Here is a 19,410-nt window from a genome sequence, read left to right on the forward strand (position 1 = left end):
TGCTGAACTGAAGCAGCCAAAGGCTGTTCCGGTGGAGCGAGTCAAGTCGGGTGGTTCTGAGAAGCCAGACGCGGCGGCGGCGCGCTCCTGGACCGGGGCGCCGCGGGTGGCATGGCCTGCGGCGGGAACAGCAGAAGTTGCCGTCGGTGGTGCGAAGCGAGTCGGCAAGCTTCCGGTTTCCATAGCCCCGGTGGACGGCAAAGCCCGTCTGGCGAAGGTGAAGGTATCAGTAGCCGGACGGGACGCCGTCCGTAAGGCGGGCGTCGAGGGGTTGATGCTGACGGTAGGCCGTACCGATGGCGTAAAGACGGCGACCTCAGCCCGTGTCGAGCTGGATTACACCTCCTTCCGTGGTGCGTACGGAGGTGACTGGGCGGCCCGGCTCCGTCTGGTGGAGCTGCCAGCGTGTGCGCTGACCACACCGGAAGACGCGAAGTGCCGTATCCAGAAGCCGGTTCCGACAAGGAATGACGTGCGGGCTGGCACGCTTTCCGCGCAAACCGAGGTCGCTCCTGCGGTCCGAGTTCTAGCTGCGACTGCGGAAGCCGCGGGCCCGACAGGTGACTACAAGGCGACCTCGCTGCAGGCATCGGGGTCGTGGAGCGGCGGAGGATCGACAGGAGCCTTCACGTGGTCGCAGGCGATCGAGGTTCCCGAACCTCCCGGCGGCGGAAAGCCTGAGATTTCCCTGAACTACAACTCGCAGTCGGTGGACGGACTTACGGCCGCTTCCAACTCGCAGCCATCGTGGATCGGTGACGGGTGGAACTGGGAGCCCGGGTTCATCGAGCGCAAGTACAAGGGCTGCAACGACGACAAGACCGGCGGCACCAACACCACGAATGTTGGCGACCTATGTTGGTACAACGACAACGTGACGCTGAACCTCGGTGGCAAGAACACCGAGCTCGTCTACGAATCGAACAAGGGTTGGCACCCAGCCTCCGACTCGGGCGAGAAGGTCGAGAAGCTGACCGGCGCCGCCAACGGCGACGATAATGGTGAGCACTGGAAGATCACCTCGACCGACGGTACACAGTACTTCTTCGGCCTGAACCGGCTTCCGGGGTGGAAGGACAACGGTGCGGCGGCCGATGACCCGGTCACTAATTCGGCGTGGACCGTCCCGGTGTACGGCAACCAATCGGGCGAGCCCTGCTACAACTCCTCCTTCGCCAGCGGCTGGTGCCAGCAGGCATGGCGATGGCAGCTCGACCACGTAGTGATTCCCGGCGGCAATGCCATGGCGTACTACTGGAAGGCCGAGTCGAACAACTACGCCCGCAACGTCAACCAGACGACGGGCAAAGGCACAGTCACCCCATACATTCGCGGCGGCTACCTCGAGCGCATCGACTACGGTCTCCGGTCTGACGCGATGTACACAGGCAAGGCCATGGGCCAGGTCCACTTCGGCGTCTCCGAGCGCTGCCTGACGACCTGCGGCAGCTTCGACGAGGCAAACGCCAAAAACTGGCCGGACGTCCCGTTCGACCAGTACTGCAAGGACGGCTCGACCGAGTGCAAGGACCAGTTTTCCCCGACGTTCTGGACGAGAAAGCGTTTGACCTCCATCACCACTAAGCTGTTGACGGGTGGCGCTTACAAGGACGTCGATACCTGGGACCTGGCCCAGGACTTCCCCGCATCGGGCGATGGCATCTCGACGCCTATGTGGCTCAAGTCGATCCAGCGAAGCGGCAAGACGGGTGGTACCGCGGGTCTGCCGCCCGTGACATTCGCGGGTGAGCAAAAGGCCAACCGGGTTGACAAGACCGGCGACGGCCTGGCCCCGTTCATCCGACTCCGGCTCTATCAAATCACCACAGAAACCGGCGCTACGGTCGGTATCACGTACTCGCAGCCCGAGTGCACAGCGACGACCCTCCCGCCCGCCGACAGCACGAACACCACACGCTGCTACCCGGTGAAGTGGGCCTTTGAAGGCGAAACCGCGAAGACCGACTGGTTCAACACCTACGTCGTGAGCACCGTGGCGGAAGGTGACAACCTGGTCGAGTCCCCAGACAAGGTGACGTCTTACTCATACCTGGGGGACGCCGGCTGGGCCAAAAGCACCGACGAGTTCACCAAGGCAGAGGACCGCACCTACTCGATAGCGCGCGGATACGAGCAAGTCCAGACCCGTATCGGTACTGCCACCGACCGGCGGATGCTGTCCGAGACCCGCTACTTCCGGGGACTCGACGGCAGAGAGGTCAAGGACTCCGGAGGGGTTTCCGTCACTGACCGCGAGCAGTTCGCGGGCATGAAGCGGGAGTCCGTCACATACAACGGTGACGACACGAGCAAGCTCGTCACCGCCACCTCCTACACCCCGTGGCGTTCCAACGTGACCGCCTCTCGTGCCCGCAGCGGCCTACCAGCGCTCGAGGCGTATTTGACGGGTACGGAAAAGGAGGTCAGCCGCACCAGTACCGGAGCGGGTACCACAACGACCGAGGTCTCGCGCAACTTTGATGCATACGGGATGGTCACCACCGAGTCCTCGACCGGCGATACGGCCAGAATCGGCGACGAGAAGTGTGTGGCGACCAGCTACGCCCGGAATCTCACCACGTGGTCGCTGAACAAGCCCTCGCGTATCGAGACCGTCGCCGTTGCCTGCGGCAGTTCCGTGAGCCGCCCAGCGGATATTATGGATGATGTCCGTACGTACTACGACAGTGGCACCCTCGGTACCGTTCCAGGCCGAGGCATCGTCACCAGGACCGAACGCGTCAACGGCAAGGGCGATGGATACGACGCCACCGCCACCATCCCCAGTACGTGCGGTGCAGACGCCAAACAGCTGTGCGTCGACATCCACGGCCGGGCACTTGCTGCGGCTGACGCGTTCGGAAAGGTGACCACCACGGCCTACACGCCGACCATCGGTGAGGTGCCGACGAGCTCGTCGGTGACCAACACGCTGGGACACACCAGTACGACGGTGCTGGAACCGCTGCGCGCCCAGCCTACGCAGGTCACCGACCCCAACGGCAAGGTCGTCACCACCGCCTACGACGCGCTAGGACGCGTAACGAAGGTGTGGCTGGCGAGCCGTTCAGCCACGACATACCCGGACTCACCGAACTATGTTTTCAACTACCTGGTCCGCAACGACGGCCCGATCATCACGACCACAAGCACGCTGACGCACGACTCGAAGTACAAGACCGCATACGCCATCGCCGACGGCATGCTGAGGCCGCGCCAGACACAGGAGTCCTCGCCCGACCGGGCAGGCCGGCTGGTGACAGAGACCTTCTACGACACCCGCGGCCTGGCCTGGCGCACCTCGGGCAACTACTACGCCGAGGGAACCCCCGAGCCACTGCTGGTGACGGGGCAGGAGCTGAAATACCCGGCGTCGGTCGACACCGAGTACGACGGCGCGGGGCGCGTGGTCGCCAAGATCTCCAAGCGGTTCGGAGACGAGACCAAGCGCACCACCAGCATCTACACCGGCGACACGACGACGGTGATCCCGCCTGCCGGAGGCACGGCCACGGCTTCGGTGACGGACGCCCTCGGCCGTGTCGTCGAGACAAAAAAGGCCACGAACGCCGCGCGCACGACGTGGCTGTCCACGAAGTACTCCTTCGACAAGCTCGGCCGTCTTTCACAGGTGGTTGACCCGGCGAGTTCTAAATGGACCTACAAATACGACGTCCGCGGCCGCCAGACCGAGGTCGACGATCCGGACAAGGGCCTGTCGAAGTCTTTCTATGACCAGGCTGATCGGGTAACGGACGTCACCGACGCCCGTCAGATCACTCTGCACTACGACTATGACGACATGGGGCGTCGAACCGCACTGAAGCAGGGCGACACGACCCTGGCGACCTGGGTATACGACACGGTGTCCAAGGGCCGGGTATCGAAGTCCACCCGTTTCGTTGGCGGCAACGCCTACGAGAGCGCGATCACGTCGTACAACAGCCTCTATCAGCCGGTGGGACAGCAGGTCACCATCCCTGCCAGCGAGGGTCTGCTGGCGGGCACCTATAAGTGGATCAACTCCTACAACCTCAACACCGGCCAGGTGATGTGGGTCCAGCACCCCGCCGCAGGCGGACTGCAGCAGGAGAAGGTCACCAACACCTACGCGCCTGTCTCTGGTCTGCTCAACACCGTCGGTGCCGGTGTCGACCCGCTGATCTCGGCGAACACATACGACCACTACGGCCGCAACATACGCCAGGAGTTCGGCGCCTTCGCCCAGCACCTGTGGTCGAGCAGCGAGTACGACGATCACACCAGCGCCCGGACCCGCTCGTACATCGACCGCGAGGTCGCTCCTCAGAGGATCGAGGACGTCAAGTACGGCTACGACCCCGCGGGCAACATCACCTCGATGGCCACGGCCTACGGCCAGGACACGAGCCGGACCACCGACACTCAGTGCTTCACGCTCGACGCGCTGCGCCGGATCACCGAAGCCTGGACCAATATCGGCGAACAGTGTGCCTCCGCGCCCGCAGACGCCGTGGTCGGCGGCCAGGACGCGTACTGGACCTCGTACACGTACGACGCGGTCGGCAACCGGAAGACCGAAACAAAGCAGAAGACTGCTTCCGGTCCCGCCGCCGAGACACTGCGTACCTACGCGAACCCGACCGCCGGCAAGCACGATCTGCCCATGGTCACGCAGACAGGCACCGCCCCGCGCGACGAGGTGTTCAGCTACGACGCGGCAGGCAACACCAGCACGCGGAAGATCGGTGCTGCTGCCCAGCAGACGTTGGCCTGGGACGATGAAGGGCACCTCCAGTCGGTCACCCAGGGTACGAACGTCAGCTCATACCTGTACGACACTGAGGGCCAGCGCCTGATCCGAAAGGACTCGACGGGCACGACCTTGTCTCTGCCAGGTGGCACCGAGCTCAAGCTCGACAAGGCAGGCGCGACTGTCACAGGCACTCGCTACTACTCAGTAGCCGGCAAGGCCGTCGCCATGCGCGCGAACGGGAAGCTCACCTTCCTGTTGAGTGACCACCACGGCACCGGTACAACGCAGGTCTCCGCCGACGCCGCCCAGGTCGTCACGCGCCGCAAGACGTCGATCTTCGGTGACCCGCGCGGCACGCAGGCAACGGGCTGGGTCGGTGACAAAGGCTTCGTCGGCGGTAGCAAGGACACCGACACCGGCCTGACGCACATCGGCGCCCGCGAGTTCGACCCGTCTATCGGACGGTTCATCTCCGTCGACCCGATCCGTGACCTCACCGATCCGCAGCAGTTGCACGGCTATACCTACAGCAGCAACAACCCGGTCACGCGTAGCGACCCGACGGGTGAGATGGACCCGGACGAGCGCGCATTCTGCAGCAGCAACCCCGACAGTTGCACCGGCGGCCGCTACGACCGCCAGAAGGCGGTCCAGGACACTGGGGAGAAGAAGAAAAGTAGGCCGTACTACTACACGAACGAGTACAAGGCGGTCGACAGTTCCTATCTTCTGAGTAAGACCAACGCGAAGCGTGCCGGCGAGCTTCGTAGGAAGCGGCTCATTCAGATTTACTACGAGCGAGATGGCTACTACGGCGATGTGGTCCAGATGCTCGACTCCGCGACCAGTTTGTGCTGGGACACTCGGTTCGCTTGCAGGCGTGCGAAGAAGGACAATATGGATGACATGAAGGACATGATCGAGTCATCCCTCGAGAAGATCGACGAATCCGTAGGCCACCCGAATGCGAACACGGAGTTCGCCTGGGACGACGACGACTTCCACGTCGCTATGAGAATCGCGATGGACATGGATGACGTCCACTCGATCGTCGCCCGTCGAGAGAACGACCCCGCTCCCGGCGCGGCAGGGAAAAAACAGTTTGACGGATGGGTTGACGGTGTCAGGTCCGAATTCAAGAGGGTCAACGGCGACAACCCGGATGCGCTACAGGGTTCGCTGACAAGCGCTAACCGGCAGGGTGCCGACCGGGTCTACATCGCGGTTGAGGGAGTCAGCAAGCGAGACGCAATGAACAAGCTGAACGGCTGGGTGAAGAACTCCAGGACCCGCGAGGTCAGGATGACCACGGTGGTCTTCCTTGGCGAGGGTTACATCCAGGAAGTCGACCTCAAGTAGGAAGGCAGAAAGGAAGAACATGGGAAGCTCCTACGCGTTTCCTATCCTCGCAGTCTCTAATGCTGCCGAGGCATTGCGTGTGGCCCAGCATATGTTGCTGCTTTCGGAGGACCGGCGCTACACAACGGTCGACGGGGGCGCACTTGCGAGGAATGCGGCTGATGTGCAGCGGCTTGCCGCTGTCGTGCCGGATGGCTCCGTGTACCTGATGGAGGAAGTCCCACTATCGGTCGAGGTGCCCGAATTCACCGCTGAGGGGACCTTCGAGGAGGAATTCGTGGAGGCATTGGGGGATACCCCGGCATGGCTCCGGTGGGACGTCGGATCGTGGCCCGCAGGTCCCTTCGGCTACGGTGACACCGAGTACAGCGGGGTGCAGATCGCATTCAACTCCCGGGATATGTATTTCGCCCCTCCTCCGGACGGGGCTAAGCCGCACATGCTCTATGTGTGCGTGGGCATGAGCGACCTGAAGCGTGCCCAATGGCTCGCGGAGCAGGTCGGGCTGAACGTCCTTGGCGAGCCCATTCAGTCCCTCTGATCAGAACGGAAATGCCCGGGAGGATGCCTGTTCCACAGAGGAAACTTCGAATTCGATGAGCGCTGCAACACACGGTCGGTTGATCCGGCCGTGAGCAGCTTATGCACGCGCTCGACTGGGGAACCCAGAATGGGATTCCATCGCGGTCGACAGGCTCAGTCAACGTCCGCGTAGTTTGGACGATTGCCGAGCTCGCGGTCTGGTAAGCCAAGCAACGGAGGCACCCGCGCGAAGGGCTCCTCCGTTGCTTGGCTATGAGGCTGCGATACGAGGCACGAGACCTGCGCGCCATCCACTCGCCTGGACGATAACTTGGGGTTAACGAACTCGTACATGGTTGGCGGTGGCGCGTCGAGGTCAACGTCGTTGATCACGGTGGGTGTGGTGGGGAACTGGGCTCGTGCTGCAATCATCCGTAGTCGACGGATCACCGGGCTGGCGCCCGAAGTGATCGCTGAACTCGTTGCCGAGGTCAGCCCGTTGTGGCATGAGCGGCATCAGGCAGGGTTGGTCTCGCGTCCTTGCCGGCGGGCCGTGGGCGCCGGGGCGAAACATAAACTGGTCTTCGTTGACCGGCTGTTGGTCACGCTGGTCAACCTCCGCCATGGCGCCACGCACGACGTGCTGGCCTGCTGGTTTGGTGTCGACCGTTCAACCATCACGCGTGCAATCGGTGAAGTGCGCCCCCTGCTCGCCGAGCGGGGCTGCACCGCCGCCCCCGGTCTCCGCCTTCGCACCCTCGCCGACGTCATCGATCACCTTGGTGCCGACGGGCAGACCAGGATCATCGACGGCACCGAGATCCGATTGCGACGGCCAGCAGCCGGACGCAAGGGCCGGGAGAAGTACATCTCCGACAAGAACAAGCAGAACGCCGTCAAATCCATGATCGTCACGGACGCCATGGGGCGGCTCCTGTTCTGCAGCCCGGATGAGCCGGCCAGTTGCGCGGACATCACGCACGCTCGGAAGCTGGGCCTGGTCAAACTGCTGGCCGACGGTCCCGCCGTGGAGATTCTGGCCGATGCCGGCTACCAGGGCCTCGGCGCCCAGACCGGCGGGCGCGTGGTCACGCCGCCGCACCGCAAGTTCAAGAAGAACCCGCCCGAGTGGTACGAGGAAATGCATGAACGCCAGCGCAAGGCCCACTCCTCGCGCCGTATCCGGGTCGAGCACGGCATTGGGCATCTGAAGAACTGGCGAGCCCTCGCCCGACACCACGGGCAACGCGAGCACATGAGTGACATCGTCCAAGCCGTTGCCGGACTCCTCTCCCACCAACAGACCGCCACCCTGGGAAGCAATCCGCACATGTGAACTCAGCAGCGAATCCGCGGGCCTCGACGCGCCACCGCCAACCATGCACGAGCTCGTTAGGCGCCGAGACAGAAAACCCGACGACTGGGTTCGTTGAGCAAGCGCCTCGATTGGATGAGAGCGGACACCAGCGACCACTACTGCTCGATAGAGCCAAGCGGTACAGGGATGCCGCACAGCACCCCGTTGACGCTCCCCGCCCGGCGGACGACTTCGCACTATACGAAAACGTGTTGGCCGTACCAGCAGGGCCCTCACACAGCACCCAATCAGTGAGTTTGTCCCACTATTCCAGTAGGTCCACGGGCGGGCTCCAGGCACCATTCGTGCGTCAGAACGACCCGATTCGACCCGGCCATGCGTCGAGAACGGAAAAACCCCACCCTGACCTGCGGAAAGTCGAGGCGGCAGACGAGTCGGGCTGTACGCCGGGTTCTGTCGCCCGGTCGCCTCGCGGCGGCCGGGGAGACGGCCATCCATCTAGGACCGGCATTGCTACCGGTCTCGTGCGGTCTACCCGTGAACTCGGGCGGGCAGCCCTCGAACGTTCACGCAGAGCCGTCTTCCGACGGCCCCTCTTGACCTTGCTCCGGGTGGGGTTTACCTAGCCGCCTGAGTCACCTCAGGCGCTGGTGGTCTCTTACACCACCGTTTCACCCTTACCCGGGACCGAGGTCCCGGGCGGTCTGTTTTCTGTGGCACTGTCCCGCGAGTCACCTCGGGTGGCCGTTAGCCACCACCCTGCCCTGTGGAGCCCGGACGTTCCTCGGGAGGATCCGAAGATCCCCACGCGGCCGTCCGCCCGGCTCGTCTGCCGTGCCGCCCATGCTACCCGCCGGACCCGGGGCTCTCGGACGGGGCGTTCACACGAACGCCCCGGACTCCAGGTCGAAGGAGAAGGGAGCCGGAAGAGCGAGCGCCTTACCGAACGGAACCGTGCAGTGCTGGCGGTAGTCGTCCCCCTCGGGGTCGCTGAACAGCGTCAGCGAGGACTCCTCACGGTCGACGAGGAGGTAGAGGGGAATCGGCCCCCTCGCGTAACAGTGACGCTCGTCCGTGCGGTCGGCCCGAGGCTTGGACGAGGTGACCTCGACGACGAGGGCCACCCCCTCACACGGCATCCAGGGCTCCGCTCCCCTGTACAGACGCAGGTCGGCGGGGGCGAAGGTGCCGTCGGGGATGACGTGATTCTTGGGACAGCCTCCGCCACTCCTGAGTTTCAGCCCCTTGTTCCCGGAGAAATCCATGTCGGTGCGGCCGAGCCTGATCACTTGCTTCAGAATCAGACTGATGTAGTCCTCGTGGTCTCCGTCCGGCGGCGGCGTCACGACAATCTCCCCCTCGATCAGCTCGGCCCGGAAGCCCTCCGGCGTATCCAGCGCCAGGAAGCCCTCCAGCAGGACGTCCGCCTGCGTGAGCGGTTCGTGCGGCATGGCACTCATGTCACGCCCCTTCCTCGGTCGCTCGCCAGATTGGGACATCCGTGGACCCGCCGTCCGTGAGATGGGAGTTCTTCCCCCGATCGTGGCAGAGACGGTGGCGCTCGCCCTGGTGATCCCCTGGCCCGTCGTCCACGCCGTCCTGCTCGTCGTCGATGTGTACGGCGTGCTCCTCGTCCTCGCCCTGCACGCGGCCTGTGTGACCCGGCCGCACCTGATCGGTTCGGACGGTTCGCTCCGCATTCGGTACGGCGGGCTCTTCGATCTCGCCGTCCCCGCCGCCGCGGTGGCCTCCGCCCGGGTCGACCGGCGCTACCCCGAAGGCAGGCTGGTCCAGCTGAACCCGGACGGGGTGCTCGACCTCGCGGTAGGCAGCCAGACGACGGTGACCGTGGAACTGACGGCGCCCATCGGATTCGTACGCCCACTCGGGAAGCCCGGCCTGGCCCGTACGGTCCGCTTCCACGCCGACGACCCGCGGGCCGCGGTCGCCGCCCTCACGCGGGCGCGAACAGCACCTTCGCCGAACCCGGTTCCGCCTGCATGAGCCGCACCCGAAGCCGCTCCCCCAGCGGGAGCCCGGCGGCGGTCCCCTCGATCCGGGCGACGATCGCCGGGTCCTCGATATGGACGGTGCCGACGGCCGAGTCGGGGTCCTTGATGTCGACCACGTACCCGTCGAAGACCTGGCCCACCCGGTCCTTGAGCAGCGCCGCCTCCACCACGTCGACGGATTCGCGCTCCACGGTGTTGGCGCGGCGCGTGCCGTCGGCCATCTCCTTGGGCAGCGCGGGAAGCGCCTCCCGTACCCACTGCGGCGCCTCCCGGCCCGCGACCGCCGCGACGCAGAGCTCGGCCGCGTACCGGTCGACGAGCCGGCGCAGCGGGGCCGTGCAGTGCGTGTAGAGCTCGGCGACTGCGGCGTGCACCGAAGGGGTGGGCAGCTCGCCGTTCTCGAAGACCGTGTACCCGGCCCCGCGCAGCAGCGTGGTGCATTCCTGGAGAAACGCCGCGTGGCTGCTCCTCTTCGGGTCGAGTGAACGGATCAGCTGCGCGTACGGGACGTGGTGCGGCCAGTCGATGTGCAGGGCCTGCGCGGAGCGCCTCAGCAGGGCGACGGCGCCGTCCGGTGCGACGGGCAGCGTACGCAGGATGCCGGTGCCCGCATCCGCCATCAGCCGGGCGGCGGCCATGCCGGTGAGCAGGGAGATCTGGGCGTTCCAGCCGTCGGCGGGCAGGGGGGCGCGGTAGGCGAGGCCGTACGTGGAGTCCCGCTCGACGATCTCCTGCTCGGGCACGTTCAGCGAGATGCCGCCGCGGGCGATCTCCTGCGCCTCGCGGAGCCTCCCGATATCCCGGAGCAGCGCCAGGGGCTCCTCGGCCGTGCCTGCGTCGATCTGCTGCTGTACCCCCTCGTAGTCGAGCTTGGCCCGGCTGCGTACGAGGGCGCGGCGCACGTCCGTGGTGACCGCGCGGCCCTCTTCGTCGAGGTCGATCTGCCAGAGCACGGCCGGTCTGGTCTCCCCGGGGAGCAGGCTGGCGGCGCCCTCCGAGAGCAGGGGCGGGTGCAGCGGTACGTTGCCGTCGGGGAAGTAGAGCGTCGTCACCCGGCGGTGGGCCTCGGCGTCCAGGGCTCCGCCCGGCCGGACGAAGGCGGCGACGTCGGCGATCGCGTACCGCACCCGGAAGCCGTGCGGGCGCTGCTCCAGATGCATCGCCTGGTCCAGGTCCGTGGAGGTGGGCGGGTCGATGGTGAAGAAGGGCAGCTCGGTCGCGTCCTCGTGGGCCGAGAGGTCCGGCGCCCTCGCGGCGTCCTGCGCCTCCGCGAGTACGTGGGGCGGGAACGCGTCGGGCGTCTCCAGCTCGGCGCGCAGGTTGCGGAGGGCCGCCCGCAGCGGGGTGTCCGCTGGACCGGTCACGTGGAGATGGCGGCGGGGCATGTCCCGAGCGTAGGGCGGGGGCGGGTGACTGGCATCCCGGTCCGCTGTGAGGCGTCCGTCCTCAAGCTCCCCCAAAGCCTTAAGGGCATGGGGGGACCCCCTCGACGGGCTTTGTTTTTGGTGCCCCGGTCCCGGGTTGCCCGTTCGGGGTTGGTCCGCGGCCCCTCCGCAGTGTCTCCTCGGGCCACGAACGCTCGGCGGAGACGTAATAGGAACCCGGGTATCCGTTCGTCACCCTGCGGGGACCCTCCTGCACGGCCCCGGACCGGCCGGTGGGTCACTGCGGGCTGTGCCACCGGGGTGCCGGGACTGGCGATACGTGGGTGGGGTCGTGCAGGAGGGTCCCCGCAGGGGCGGGCGTAGGAGCCGGGTTCCCTTACGGACCCGGGTACGTCGCCCGGCCCGAGGGGACACTCCGGAGGGGCCCCACCCGACCCACGACGGGTCAGGCGAACGAACCCGGCACGACCGCGCCCGTACCCTTGCAGGGCCCGATGCTTGCGTACGAAGGAGACACCGTGCTCGTGCTGTTGCCGCCCTCCGAAGGAAAGGCCGCCTCGGGGCGTGGTGCGCCCCTGAAGGCGGAGTCCCTTTCCCTGCCCGGACTGGCCGCCGCGCGGGAGGCGATCCTCGAAGAGCTCACCGAGCTGTGCATCGCGGACGAGGAGAAGGCCCGCGACGTGCTCGGGCTGAGTGAAGGACTGCGCGGCGAGATCGCGAAGAACGTCGAGCTCCGCACGGCGGGAACGCGTCCGGCCGGGGAGATCTACACCGGTGTGCTGTACGACGCACTGGACCTGGCCTCGCTGGACACGGCCGCCCGTCGGCTGGCCAACAAGTCGCTGCTGGTGTTCTCCGGGCTCTGGGGCGCGGTACGGGTGGGCGACCGGATTCCTTCGTACCGCTGCTCGATGGGCGTGAAGCTGCCCGGTCTCGGCGCGCTCGGCACGTACTGGCGGGCCCCGATGGCGGAGGTCATGCCCGAGGCCGCCGGAGAAGGGCTCGTGCTGGATCTGCGGTCCTCGGCCTATACCGCCGCGTGGAAGCCGAAGGGTGCGGTCGCCGAGCGCACGGCGAGCGTGCGTGTTCTGCAGTCCCAGATGGTGAACGGGGTCGAGAAGCGGTCCGTGGTCAGCCACTTCAACAAGGCGACCAAGGGCCGGATGGTGCGCGAGCTGCTCATGACCGGGGCTCGGCCGAAGGGCCCCGCGGAGCTGGTGGACGTGCTGCGCCAGCTCGGATTCGTGGTGGAGGCACAGGCCCCGGAGCTGGCCGGGCGGGCGTGGGCGCTCGACGTGGTGGTGACCGAGATCCACTGAGCGTTGCAGCATGCGCAACGCCCGTTGCGTGGAGTGTGGCGGCGCGGCAGGATGAGGCCATGACCTCACCTGCTCCCGCCGCCGCTCCCTCCGTCCTGGATCTCGCACCCGTCGTCCCCGTCGTCGTCCTGGAGGACGCGGCCGACGCGGTGCCGCTGGCCCGGGCCCTGGTCGCGGGCGGGCTTCCGGCGATCGAGGTGACGCTGCGCACGGCGGCGGCGCTCGACGCGATCCGGGCGATCGCGGCGGAGGTGCCGGACGCGGTGGTGGGTGCGGGCACCGTGATATCCGTACGGAACGTCGCCGACACCGTGGCCGCAGGGGCCCGCTTCCTGGTGAGTCCGGGCTGGACGGACACGCTGCTCGACTCGATGAAGGCGTCGGGGGTGCCGTTCCTGCCGGGCGTCTCCACGACCTCCGAAGTGGTCGCGCTGCTGGAGCGCGGGGTGACGGAGATGAAGTTCTTCCCGGCAGAGGCGGCGGGCGGCACCGCCTATCTCAAGGCGCTCTCCGCACCGCTCCCCCAGGCCAGGTTCTGCCCCACGGGCGGCATCTCGCTCGCCTCGGCCCCGACGTATCTGGCTCTGCCGAACGTCGGCTGCGTGGGCGGCAGTTGGATGGTGCCGGGCGACGCGGTGGCGGCGAAGGACTGGGGCCGGGTGGAGCGCCTGGCGCGCGAGGCGTCGGCGTTGCGCGGCTGAGCCGGGCTAGGGCCTGTCCGGCAGATCAGGGTCGGATAGGACGCGGCGTCTGGTGCGGTGCATCGCAAGGCGCCGAAGCGTCCTCATAGCGGAGCTATGCGGGCGTTTTGGCAACGCCGCGAGGTGCCGTGCCAGACGCCGTGGCCCCGGCCATGATCCGCCGGACAGGCCCTAGCGCTACCGCAGGTGCGAGGTGTCGTTCAGGAGCCGTACGGAGGCGTTGCCGTCGGCGTAGTAGGCCACGGCCGAGACGGATGCCGCCGAGAGTTCCATGCGGAACAGGGACTCCGGCGGGGCGCCCAGCGCCAGCCTGACCAGCGTCTTGATCGGGGTGACGTGGGTGACCAGAAGCACGGTGCGGCCCTGGTAGCGGGCGATGAGGCGGTCGCGGACCGCCGAGACGCGGTCGGCGACCTCCGTGAAGCTCTCGCCGCCGCCCGTGGGGGCCACGTCAGGTGAGGCCAGCCAGGCGTCCAGGTCGGAGCCGTACCGCTCGCGTACCTCGCCGAACGTCAGGCCCTCCCAGGCGCCGAAGTCCGTCTCGCGCAGGCCGTCGTCGACGCGGACGTCGAGACCGAGGCGCCCGGCCACGGCGGCTGCCGTCTCGCGGCAGCGGCGCAGCGGTGAGCTGACGATCTCCTGGATGGTGCCCCGGTCGGCGAAGGCCCGCGCGGCGTGGTCGGCCTGGCCCCGGCCGACGGCCGAGAGTTCCGGGTCGGTGCCACCACTGCCGGAGAACCGCTTCTCGGGGGTGAGGACCGTTTCCCCGTGCCGCAGCAGTACGAACGTGGCGGGCGCGCCCAGATCGGGCGCGGCCCCCCATCCGGTCTGCGGAGTGGTGGAGGCGGCGGCCGGCGCGGCCGTCGCACGGGAGACCATGGCCGCACGGGCCTTCGCCGCACCGGCCGCGGCGTCGCCGGGCGGCCCGGTGACGGGCGGGATGGCCGGCGGGACCGCCGGGGACGACGCGTCGAGGGCCGCCGTCGAGGAGGACGGCTCCCACTGTTTGCCCCGCTTGCCCGCGTCCATCGCCTCGTTGGCGAGCCGGTCCGCGTGCTTGTTCTCGGCGCGCGGGATCCACTCGTACGTGACGACGGCGGAGGGAAGGATCCGGGCGGCCTCCGCCGCCAGGGGCTTCATATCGGGGTGCTTGATCTTCCAGCGCCCCGACATCTGCTCGACCACCAGCTTGGAGTCCATCCGGACGTGCACCCGCAGGGCGTCGTCCGACGGGAACAGGGCCTTCGCGGCCTTGAGGCCGGCGATGAGGCCCTTGTACTCGGCCACGTTGTTCGTCGCGACGCCGATGTACTCGGCGGCCTCGGCAAGCGGCTCGCCCGTCCCCGGATCGATGACGACGGCGCCGTAACCGGCGGGCCCCGGGTTTCCCCGGGAGCCGCCGTCGGCCTCGACGACCAGCTGGTGGGAAGCGGGCATTACAGGCCCGACTCCGAGGTACGGATCAGGATGCGGTGGCAGTTCTCGCAGCGCAGCACGGTGTCCGGGGACGCCGCCTTCACATCGTTGACCTCGGTGATGTTCAGCTCCAGACGGCAGCCCTCGCAGCGCCGCTGGTAGAGCCGGGCCGCGCCGACGCCGCCCTGCTGGGAGCGCAGCTTGTCGTACAGCTTGAGGAGGTCGGCGGGTACGGCACCCGCGACGACCTCGCGGTCCTTGGTGAGGGTCGCCGCCTCGGCGTCCAGCTCACGGATCGCCGCGTCACGGCGCTCGACGGCGTCGTCGAGCTTGGCCTGGACGGCGGAGACCCGCGCGGTCAGCTCGGTGACCCGCTCCTGCGCGCCTTCGCGGCGCTCCATGATTTCGAGGACGACGTCCTCCAGGTCGCCCTGGCGCTTGGCCAGCGAGACGATCTCGCGCTGAAGGCTCTCCAGGTCCTTGGGCGAGGAGACCGCACCGGAGTCGAGCCGCTGCTGGTCGCGGACGGCGCGCTGGCGCACCTGGTCGACGTCCTGCTCCGCCTTGGTCTGCTCGCGGGTGGTGTCGCTCTCCTCGGTCTGGGAGGCGACCAGCAGGTCACGCAGCTGGGCGAGGTCGTTGCTGAGTGCGTCGATCTCGGCGTGCTCGGGCAGCGACCTGGCCTTGTGGGACGCCTGCGACAGACGTACGTCGAGGGCCTGGACTTCGAGGAGTCGGATCTGGTCGGCGGGCGCGGCGTTCAGTTGGGGGCTCCAGAAGAGTGGTGGGTGGTCCAGGGGTCGGTGACCTGCTTCGAGACATGGACCCGCAGGTCCCATCCGTGGCGGTCGGAAATCGCGTCGAGCTGTGCGGCGGCCTGCTCGCACCAGGGCCATTCGGTGGCCCAGTGTGCGGCGTCGACCAGGCCGAGCGGCGAGTGCTGGACGGCCTCGGAGGCCGGGTGGTGGCGCAGGTCCGCGGTGAGGTACGCGTCGACGCCCGCGGCGCGTACGGCGTCGAACAGGCCGTCGCCCGACCCGCCGCTCACGGCGACGGTACGGACGAGCGCGTCCGGGTCGCCCGCGAGCCGGATGCCCTGCGCGGTGGCGGGGAGCCGGGCGGCGGCCCGTGCGGCGAACTCGCGGAGGGTCTCGGGGTGGTCCAGCTCGCAGATCCGGCCGAGGCCGCGGTGCCCCTTGGGGTCGGTCGCGTCCGGTACGAGCGGTCCGGTGACACGCAGGTCGAGGGCGCCTGCGAGGGCGTCGGAGACGCCGGGGTCGGCCGTGTCGGCGTTGGTGTGCGCGACGTGCAGCGCGACGCCGTGGCGGATGAGGCCGTGCACGACCCGGCCCTTGAAGGTGGTGGCCGCGACCGTCGTCGTACCGCGCAGATAGAGCGGGTGGTGGGTGACGATCAGCTGGGCGCCGAGGGTCAGGGCCTCGTCGGCGACGGCCTGGACGGGGTCCACGGCGAACAGGACCCGGTCGACGTGGGCGTCCGGGTCGCCGCAGACGGTGCCGACCGCGTCCCATCCTTCGGCCCGCTCGGGGGGCCAGAGGGCGTCGAGCTCGGCGATGACTTCAGACAGACGGGGCACGGAGGAAAGGCTACCTTCCGTCCGTGCCCCGCAGGCCATGGCTGCCGGGACCCGTGAGGGCGGACCGGCAGCCGGTTACGAATCGTTACTTCACGAGGTCGCCGCGCAGATCGTCGAGGACCAGACTGGCGGAGGTGACACCGAGGCCGAGGTACCAGGTCTCGTCGGAGACGTCCTTGGCCCGGCCTTCCTTGACCGCCTTGAGGTTCTTCCACAGCGGGTTGGCCTGGGCGGTGTCGCGCTTGGTGGCCTTCACGTCGCCGTAGACGCCGGTGAAGATCCAGTCGGCGTCGGCCTCGTCGATCTTCTCCGGGCTGATCTCCGCGGCGAGGTCGTTGATCTGCTGGTTCTTGGGCCGGGGCAGGCCGGTGTCCTCGAGGATCGTGCCGATGAAGGACGCCTTGGCGTACAGGCGGATCCTGTCCGGCAGGTAGCGGACCATGGAGATCGTCGGCTTGTCCGGACCGATGTCCTCGCCGAGCTTCTCCGCCTTCGCCTCGTAGGCGGCCAGCTCGGTCTTCGCCTTGGCGGTCTTGTCCAGGGCCGCGGCGTTGAGGAGGTAGTTCTCCTTCCAGGTGAAGCCCGGACGGATGGAGAACACGGTCGGCGCGATCTTGGAGAGCTCGTCGTACTTGTCCGCGGCGCGCAGCTGGCTGCCGAGGATCAGGTCCGGCTTGAGACCGGCGATCGCCTCGAGGTTGAGGTTGTTGATCGTGCCGACGTTCTTCGGGCTGCCCGCGTCCTTCTCCAGGTAGGACGGGATGGCCGCGTCGCCTTCGGAGGGAGCGAAGCCGACAGGCTTCACACCCAGCGACACCACGTTGTCGAACTCGCCGACGTCCAGGACGACAACGCGCTTGGGCGCGGACTTGAGCTCGGTCTTGCCCATGGCGTGGGTGAGGGTACGGGGGAACGTCCCGGCCTTCGCGTCGGTGCCGTACTCCGCCGTCTTCTTCGCCGCGTCCCCGAAGTCCTCGCCGCCCGTGGCGACGGCTGCCTTCTTGTCGCCACCGGTCTCGGTCCCGGCCGAGTCCTTGGCGTCGCCGCTCCCGCAGGCGGAGAGGGAAAGGGCGGCAGCCACTGCCAGGCCGACTGCGGCGGTGCCGCGGCGTCGAAGGGACATCACTTGCTCCAGTTGTGGGTCACACAGGCGTTGCTTAGGAATGCCTTACCTTAGCCACGCCCATCACCCCCAGCACAACCACCCCCTACCGCTCAGGCGAATACGGACATCGCCACCCTTATGTGTGAAGCGCGAGGTCTGGTGTTGTTCGGCAGGAAGTGCGAAAACTAGCTTCGGTTGCCGGAGGTGAGTTCATGACTGCCTGTGCCATCGAGGGAAAGACCGCCGGGGCCACCGCCACAGTGGAGCCCCTGCCCGAGGACTCCGGCGAGCCGGGAGAGCCCGGAGAGCCAGAAGCCGCCGTTACGGGTGACGACGCGTCCGGGGACGGTCTCCCCGGTGCAGCTGCACCGGGTGAGCCGCCCGTGTCGGCCCGTCTCCGTGTGCCGGCGCCGTTCACGATCACCGCGGACGGTTCGTACGCGGCCCGGCTCACGGCCGCCCCGGGAGCGCCCGGGGCGGAGCGGGCCTGGTACCCGGAGCGCTGGACGCTGGACGGGCCGGAGCCGTACGCGGTGCCCCTCCCGCTGGACCAGCCCGAGGAACCGGACTCCGATGTGGTGCCGCTCGCCGACGGACGGGTCCTCATCCGGCGGCTGGTCGCCGACCGCCACACCTTCTCGCTGCTCTACCCGACCGGCCCCGGCACGGGTGAACTCCCGCTGGGCGCCGTCGAATGCACCGGTCTGACGCTGCTTCCGCCGTCACCGGACGGCGGCAGCGTCTTCGCCCTGGTCGCCGGTGAACGCTCCACCGCCATCTGGCTGGTGGCGGGCGGCGCCTTCGGCCCCGAACATGTCGCCGAGATCCCGGGCCACTGTTCCGGCGGGGTGTGGCTGGACCGGACGGGGCGGCTGCTGGCACTGGACCGGCAACTGCCGGGCGGCGGCCCGGTGAAGGCGGTCGCCGTCGATCTGGAACGGGGCGGCGAGGTGACGCCGCTGCTCCAGATCGCGCCGGAGAGCGAGGACCGGCTGCTGCTGGCGGACGCGGACAGCGGGCTGCTGCTCATCCGCTCCGACGCACCGGGCCACGACCGGCTCGGCTGGGGGGTGCTCGGCAGCTCTCTGCCGGTGCGGTTCCCGGAGTGCCTGCGTCCGGCGGATGTCGCGGTGACGCCCTTCGCCGTACAGCCGGGGCAGATGCTGATGCCGGAGAGCTGTGCGGTGGCGCTGCGGATCGACGGGGCCGCCGGCAGTTGGGTGGGGGTGTGGCGCCCGGCGGGGCGTCGGCTGCACCAGCTCGCGGTGCCCGAGGGGTGGCAGGCAGGCTCCGGTTTCTGGAGCCGGGACGGCGTACTGCACCTCCCGTACGCGAATGCCGCGACCCCGTGCGCGGTGGCGCTGATGGAGGCTCCGGCGGACGGGGACGAGTGCCGTCGTGGGGACCCGTTCGACCAGGCCGGAAGTGGAGCGGAACCATCCGCGACTCCTGCGCTTCCTATGGTGTGTAAGCCGGTTCCACTGGGGCAGGCGCCTCTTCTGGGGCGCATGACGCCTGGTTAAAATTGGGCCTGGCCCACGCAGCCGTATTACCGGGCGGACGCCGACGGTGACCGCGTCGGATGACGGTGGCGGGGCTTGCGACACACAAGTAAGCGATCACAACGGGGTGAACTTCCCACATGTCTGAAGCCCGAACCGACACGACCCAGACGCGTCCGCCGGGGGCGGAAGCGCAACGGGCCGAAGCCGGCGGCTACGGAAAGCACCGAGGGGGTGCGTCGATGGAAAACACGGCCGTGCAACCGCACGGCCGCCACCGCCGCCCCTCCGAAGGGGGTGCATAGTCCAAGACCCGTTCGGGGCGTGCCAGTGACACAGGAATCACTCCTGATCACCGCTCAGGAACGGTGGCAGAGCGGTCTGAAATCCGCAATGCAGAGCAGGAAGCCGACAGGAACGAGGGAGGGCCGCCACAGCC

General features: G+C 67.9%; 13 protein-coding genes and 1 other RNA gene. 7 read left to right on the forward strand and 7 right to left on the reverse strand.

The window, feature by feature from the left end; genetic code table 11:
• Positions 1–31: 31 nt before the first annotated feature.
• The 3 genes from ACFT7S_RS22155 to ACFT7S_RS22165 all read left to right on the forward strand — a co-directional run bounded on the left by ACFT7S_RS22155 (position 32) and on the right by ACFT7S_RS22165 (position 7,952).
• Positions 32–6,094: an RHS repeat domain-containing protein gene (locus ACFT7S_RS22155; RefSeq protein ID WP_382734513.1), complete on the forward strand. Its 6,063-nt coding sequence runs from the start codon at positions 32–34 to the stop codon at positions 6,092–6,094.
• Positions 6,095–6,113: 19 nt separating this feature from the next.
• Entirely contained in the window at positions 6,114–6,635 is a 522-nt protein-coding gene (locus ACFT7S_RS22160) for a hypothetical protein (RefSeq protein ID WP_382734515.1), read from the forward strand.
• A 375-nt stretch (positions 6,636–7,010) separates the two neighbouring features.
• Positions 7,011–7,952: a transposase family protein gene (locus tag ACFT7S_RS22165; RefSeq protein ID WP_382734545.1), complete on the forward strand. Its 942-nt coding sequence runs from the start codon at positions 7,011–7,013 to the stop codon at positions 7,950–7,952.
• 408 nt (positions 7,953–8,360) lie between these two features.
• Here ACFT7S_RS22165 and rnpB read toward each other — a convergent pair.
• Both rnpB and ACFT7S_RS22175 read right to left on the reverse strand, forming a co-directional pair.
• An RNA gene (gene rnpB, locus ACFT7S_RS22170) (RNase P RNA component class A) lies at positions 8,361–8,762 on the reverse strand.
• Between the two features lie 53 nt (positions 8,763–8,815).
• The gene (locus tag ACFT7S_RS22175; protein ID WP_382734547.1) at positions 8,816–9,385 is read right to left on the reverse strand and encodes a Uma2 family endonuclease; all 570 of its coding nucleotides are present in this window, start codon (positions 9,383–9,385) and stop codon (positions 8,816–8,818) included.
• Between the two features lie 91 nt (positions 9,386–9,476).
• On the opposite strand from ACFT7S_RS22175, the gene ACFT7S_RS22180 reads away from it, so the two are divergent.
• Positions 9,477–9,938, forward strand: coding sequence for a hypothetical protein (locus ACFT7S_RS22180; RefSeq protein ID WP_382734517.1), 462 nt, complete (start codon positions 9,477–9,479; stop codon positions 9,936–9,938).
• On the opposite strand, the gene ACFT7S_RS22185 is transcribed toward ACFT7S_RS22180, so the two are convergent.
• Positions 9,889–11,331, reverse strand: coding sequence for an RNB domain-containing ribonuclease (locus ACFT7S_RS22185; RefSeq protein WP_382734520.1), 1,443 nt, complete (start codon positions 11,329–11,331; stop codon positions 9,889–9,891). The genes ACFT7S_RS22180 and ACFT7S_RS22185 overlap by 50 nt on opposite strands.
• A gap of 518 nt (positions 11,332–11,849) precedes the next feature.
• On the opposite strand from ACFT7S_RS22185, the gene yaaA reads away from it, so the two are divergent.
• Entirely contained in the window at positions 11,850–12,650 is an 801-nt protein-coding gene (yaaA, locus tag ACFT7S_RS22190) for a peroxide stress protein YaaA (RefSeq protein WP_382734522.1), read from the forward strand.
• A gap of 59 nt (positions 12,651–12,709) precedes the next feature.
• Positions 12,710–13,351 carry a bifunctional 4-hydroxy-2-oxoglutarate aldolase/2-dehydro-3-deoxy-phosphogluconate aldolase gene (eda, locus tag ACFT7S_RS22195; RefSeq protein ID WP_382734524.1) on the forward strand — a complete coding sequence of 214 codons (642 nt, stop codon included), beginning with the start codon at positions 12,710–12,712 and terminating at the stop codon, positions 13,349–13,351.
• A 177-nt stretch (positions 13,352–13,528) separates the two neighbouring features.
• Here the strand turns inward: eda and ACFT7S_RS22200 are convergent, their stop codons facing one another.
• The 4 genes from ACFT7S_RS22200 to ACFT7S_RS22215 all read right to left on the reverse strand — a co-directional run bounded on the left by ACFT7S_RS22200 (position 13,529) and on the right by ACFT7S_RS22215 (position 17,487).
• Positions 13,529–14,788 (reverse strand): bifunctional RNase H/acid phosphatase, encoded by a 1,260-nt coding sequence (locus ACFT7S_RS22200; RefSeq protein WP_382734526.1) that lies wholly within the window; start codon positions 14,786–14,788, stop codon positions 13,529–13,531.
• Entirely contained in the window at positions 14,788–15,531 is a 744-nt protein-coding gene (locus ACFT7S_RS22205; protein ID WP_382734549.1) for a zinc ribbon domain-containing protein, read from the reverse strand. The genes ACFT7S_RS22200 and ACFT7S_RS22205 overlap by 1 nt, the downstream gene beginning before the upstream one ends.
• Positions 15,528–16,364: a Nif3-like dinuclear metal center hexameric protein gene (locus tag ACFT7S_RS22210; protein WP_382734528.1), complete on the reverse strand. Its 837-nt coding sequence runs from the start codon at positions 16,362–16,364 to the stop codon at positions 15,528–15,530. The genes ACFT7S_RS22205 and ACFT7S_RS22210 overlap by 4 nt, the downstream gene beginning before the upstream one ends.
• 85 nt (positions 16,365–16,449) lie before the next feature.
• On the reverse strand, positions 16,450–17,487 hold the full coding sequence (locus ACFT7S_RS22215; protein ID WP_382734530.1) for an ABC transporter substrate-binding protein: 1,038 nt from the start codon (positions 17,485–17,487) through the stop codon (positions 16,450–16,452).
• A gap of 194 nt (positions 17,488–17,681) precedes the next feature.
• Between ACFT7S_RS22215 and ACFT7S_RS22220 the strand changes: the two genes are divergently transcribed.
• A complete protein-coding gene (locus tag ACFT7S_RS22220; protein ID WP_382734532.1) occupies positions 17,682–18,992 on the forward strand; it encodes a hypothetical protein in 1,311 nt (436 codons plus the stop codon).
• Positions 18,993–19,410 lie beyond the last annotated feature (418 nt).

The sequence above is a fragment of the Streptomyces sp. NPDC057136 genome, from assembly GCF_042670885.1.
Classification (GTDB): Bacteria; Actinomycetota; Actinomycetes; order Streptomycetales; family Streptomycetaceae; genus Streptomyces.

What these genes read in the sequence shown, in the direction of transcription:
- ACFT7S_RS22160 (WP_382734515.1), top strand. Translation starts at nt 6,114, where the DNA reads ATGGGAAGCTCCTACGCGTTTCCTATCCTCGCAGTCTCTAATGCTGCC.
- ACFT7S_RS22175 (WP_382734547.1), bottom strand. Translation starts at nt 9,385, where the DNA reads ATGCCGCACGAACCGCTCACGCAGGCGGACGTCCTGCTGGAGGGCTTC.
- ACFT7S_RS22185 (WP_382734520.1), bottom strand. Translation starts at nt 11,331, where the DNA reads ATGCCCCGCCGCCATCTCCACGTGACCGGTCCAGCGGACACCCCGCTG.
- eda (WP_382734524.1), top strand. Translation starts at nt 12,710, where the DNA reads ATGACCTCACCTGCTCCCGCCGCCGCTCCCTCCGTCCTGGATCTCGCA.
- ACFT7S_RS22200 (WP_382734526.1), bottom strand. Translation starts at nt 14,788, where the DNA reads ATGCCCGCTTCCCACCAGCTGGTCGTCGAGGCCGACGGCGGCTCCCGG.
- ACFT7S_RS22215 (WP_382734530.1), bottom strand. Translation starts at nt 17,487, where the DNA reads ATGTCCCTTCGACGCCGCGGCACCGCCGCAGTCGGCCTGGCAGTGGCT.
- ACFT7S_RS22220 (WP_382734532.1), top strand. Translation starts at nt 17,682, where the DNA reads ATGACTGCCTGTGCCATCGAGGGAAAGACCGCCGGGGCCACCGCCACA.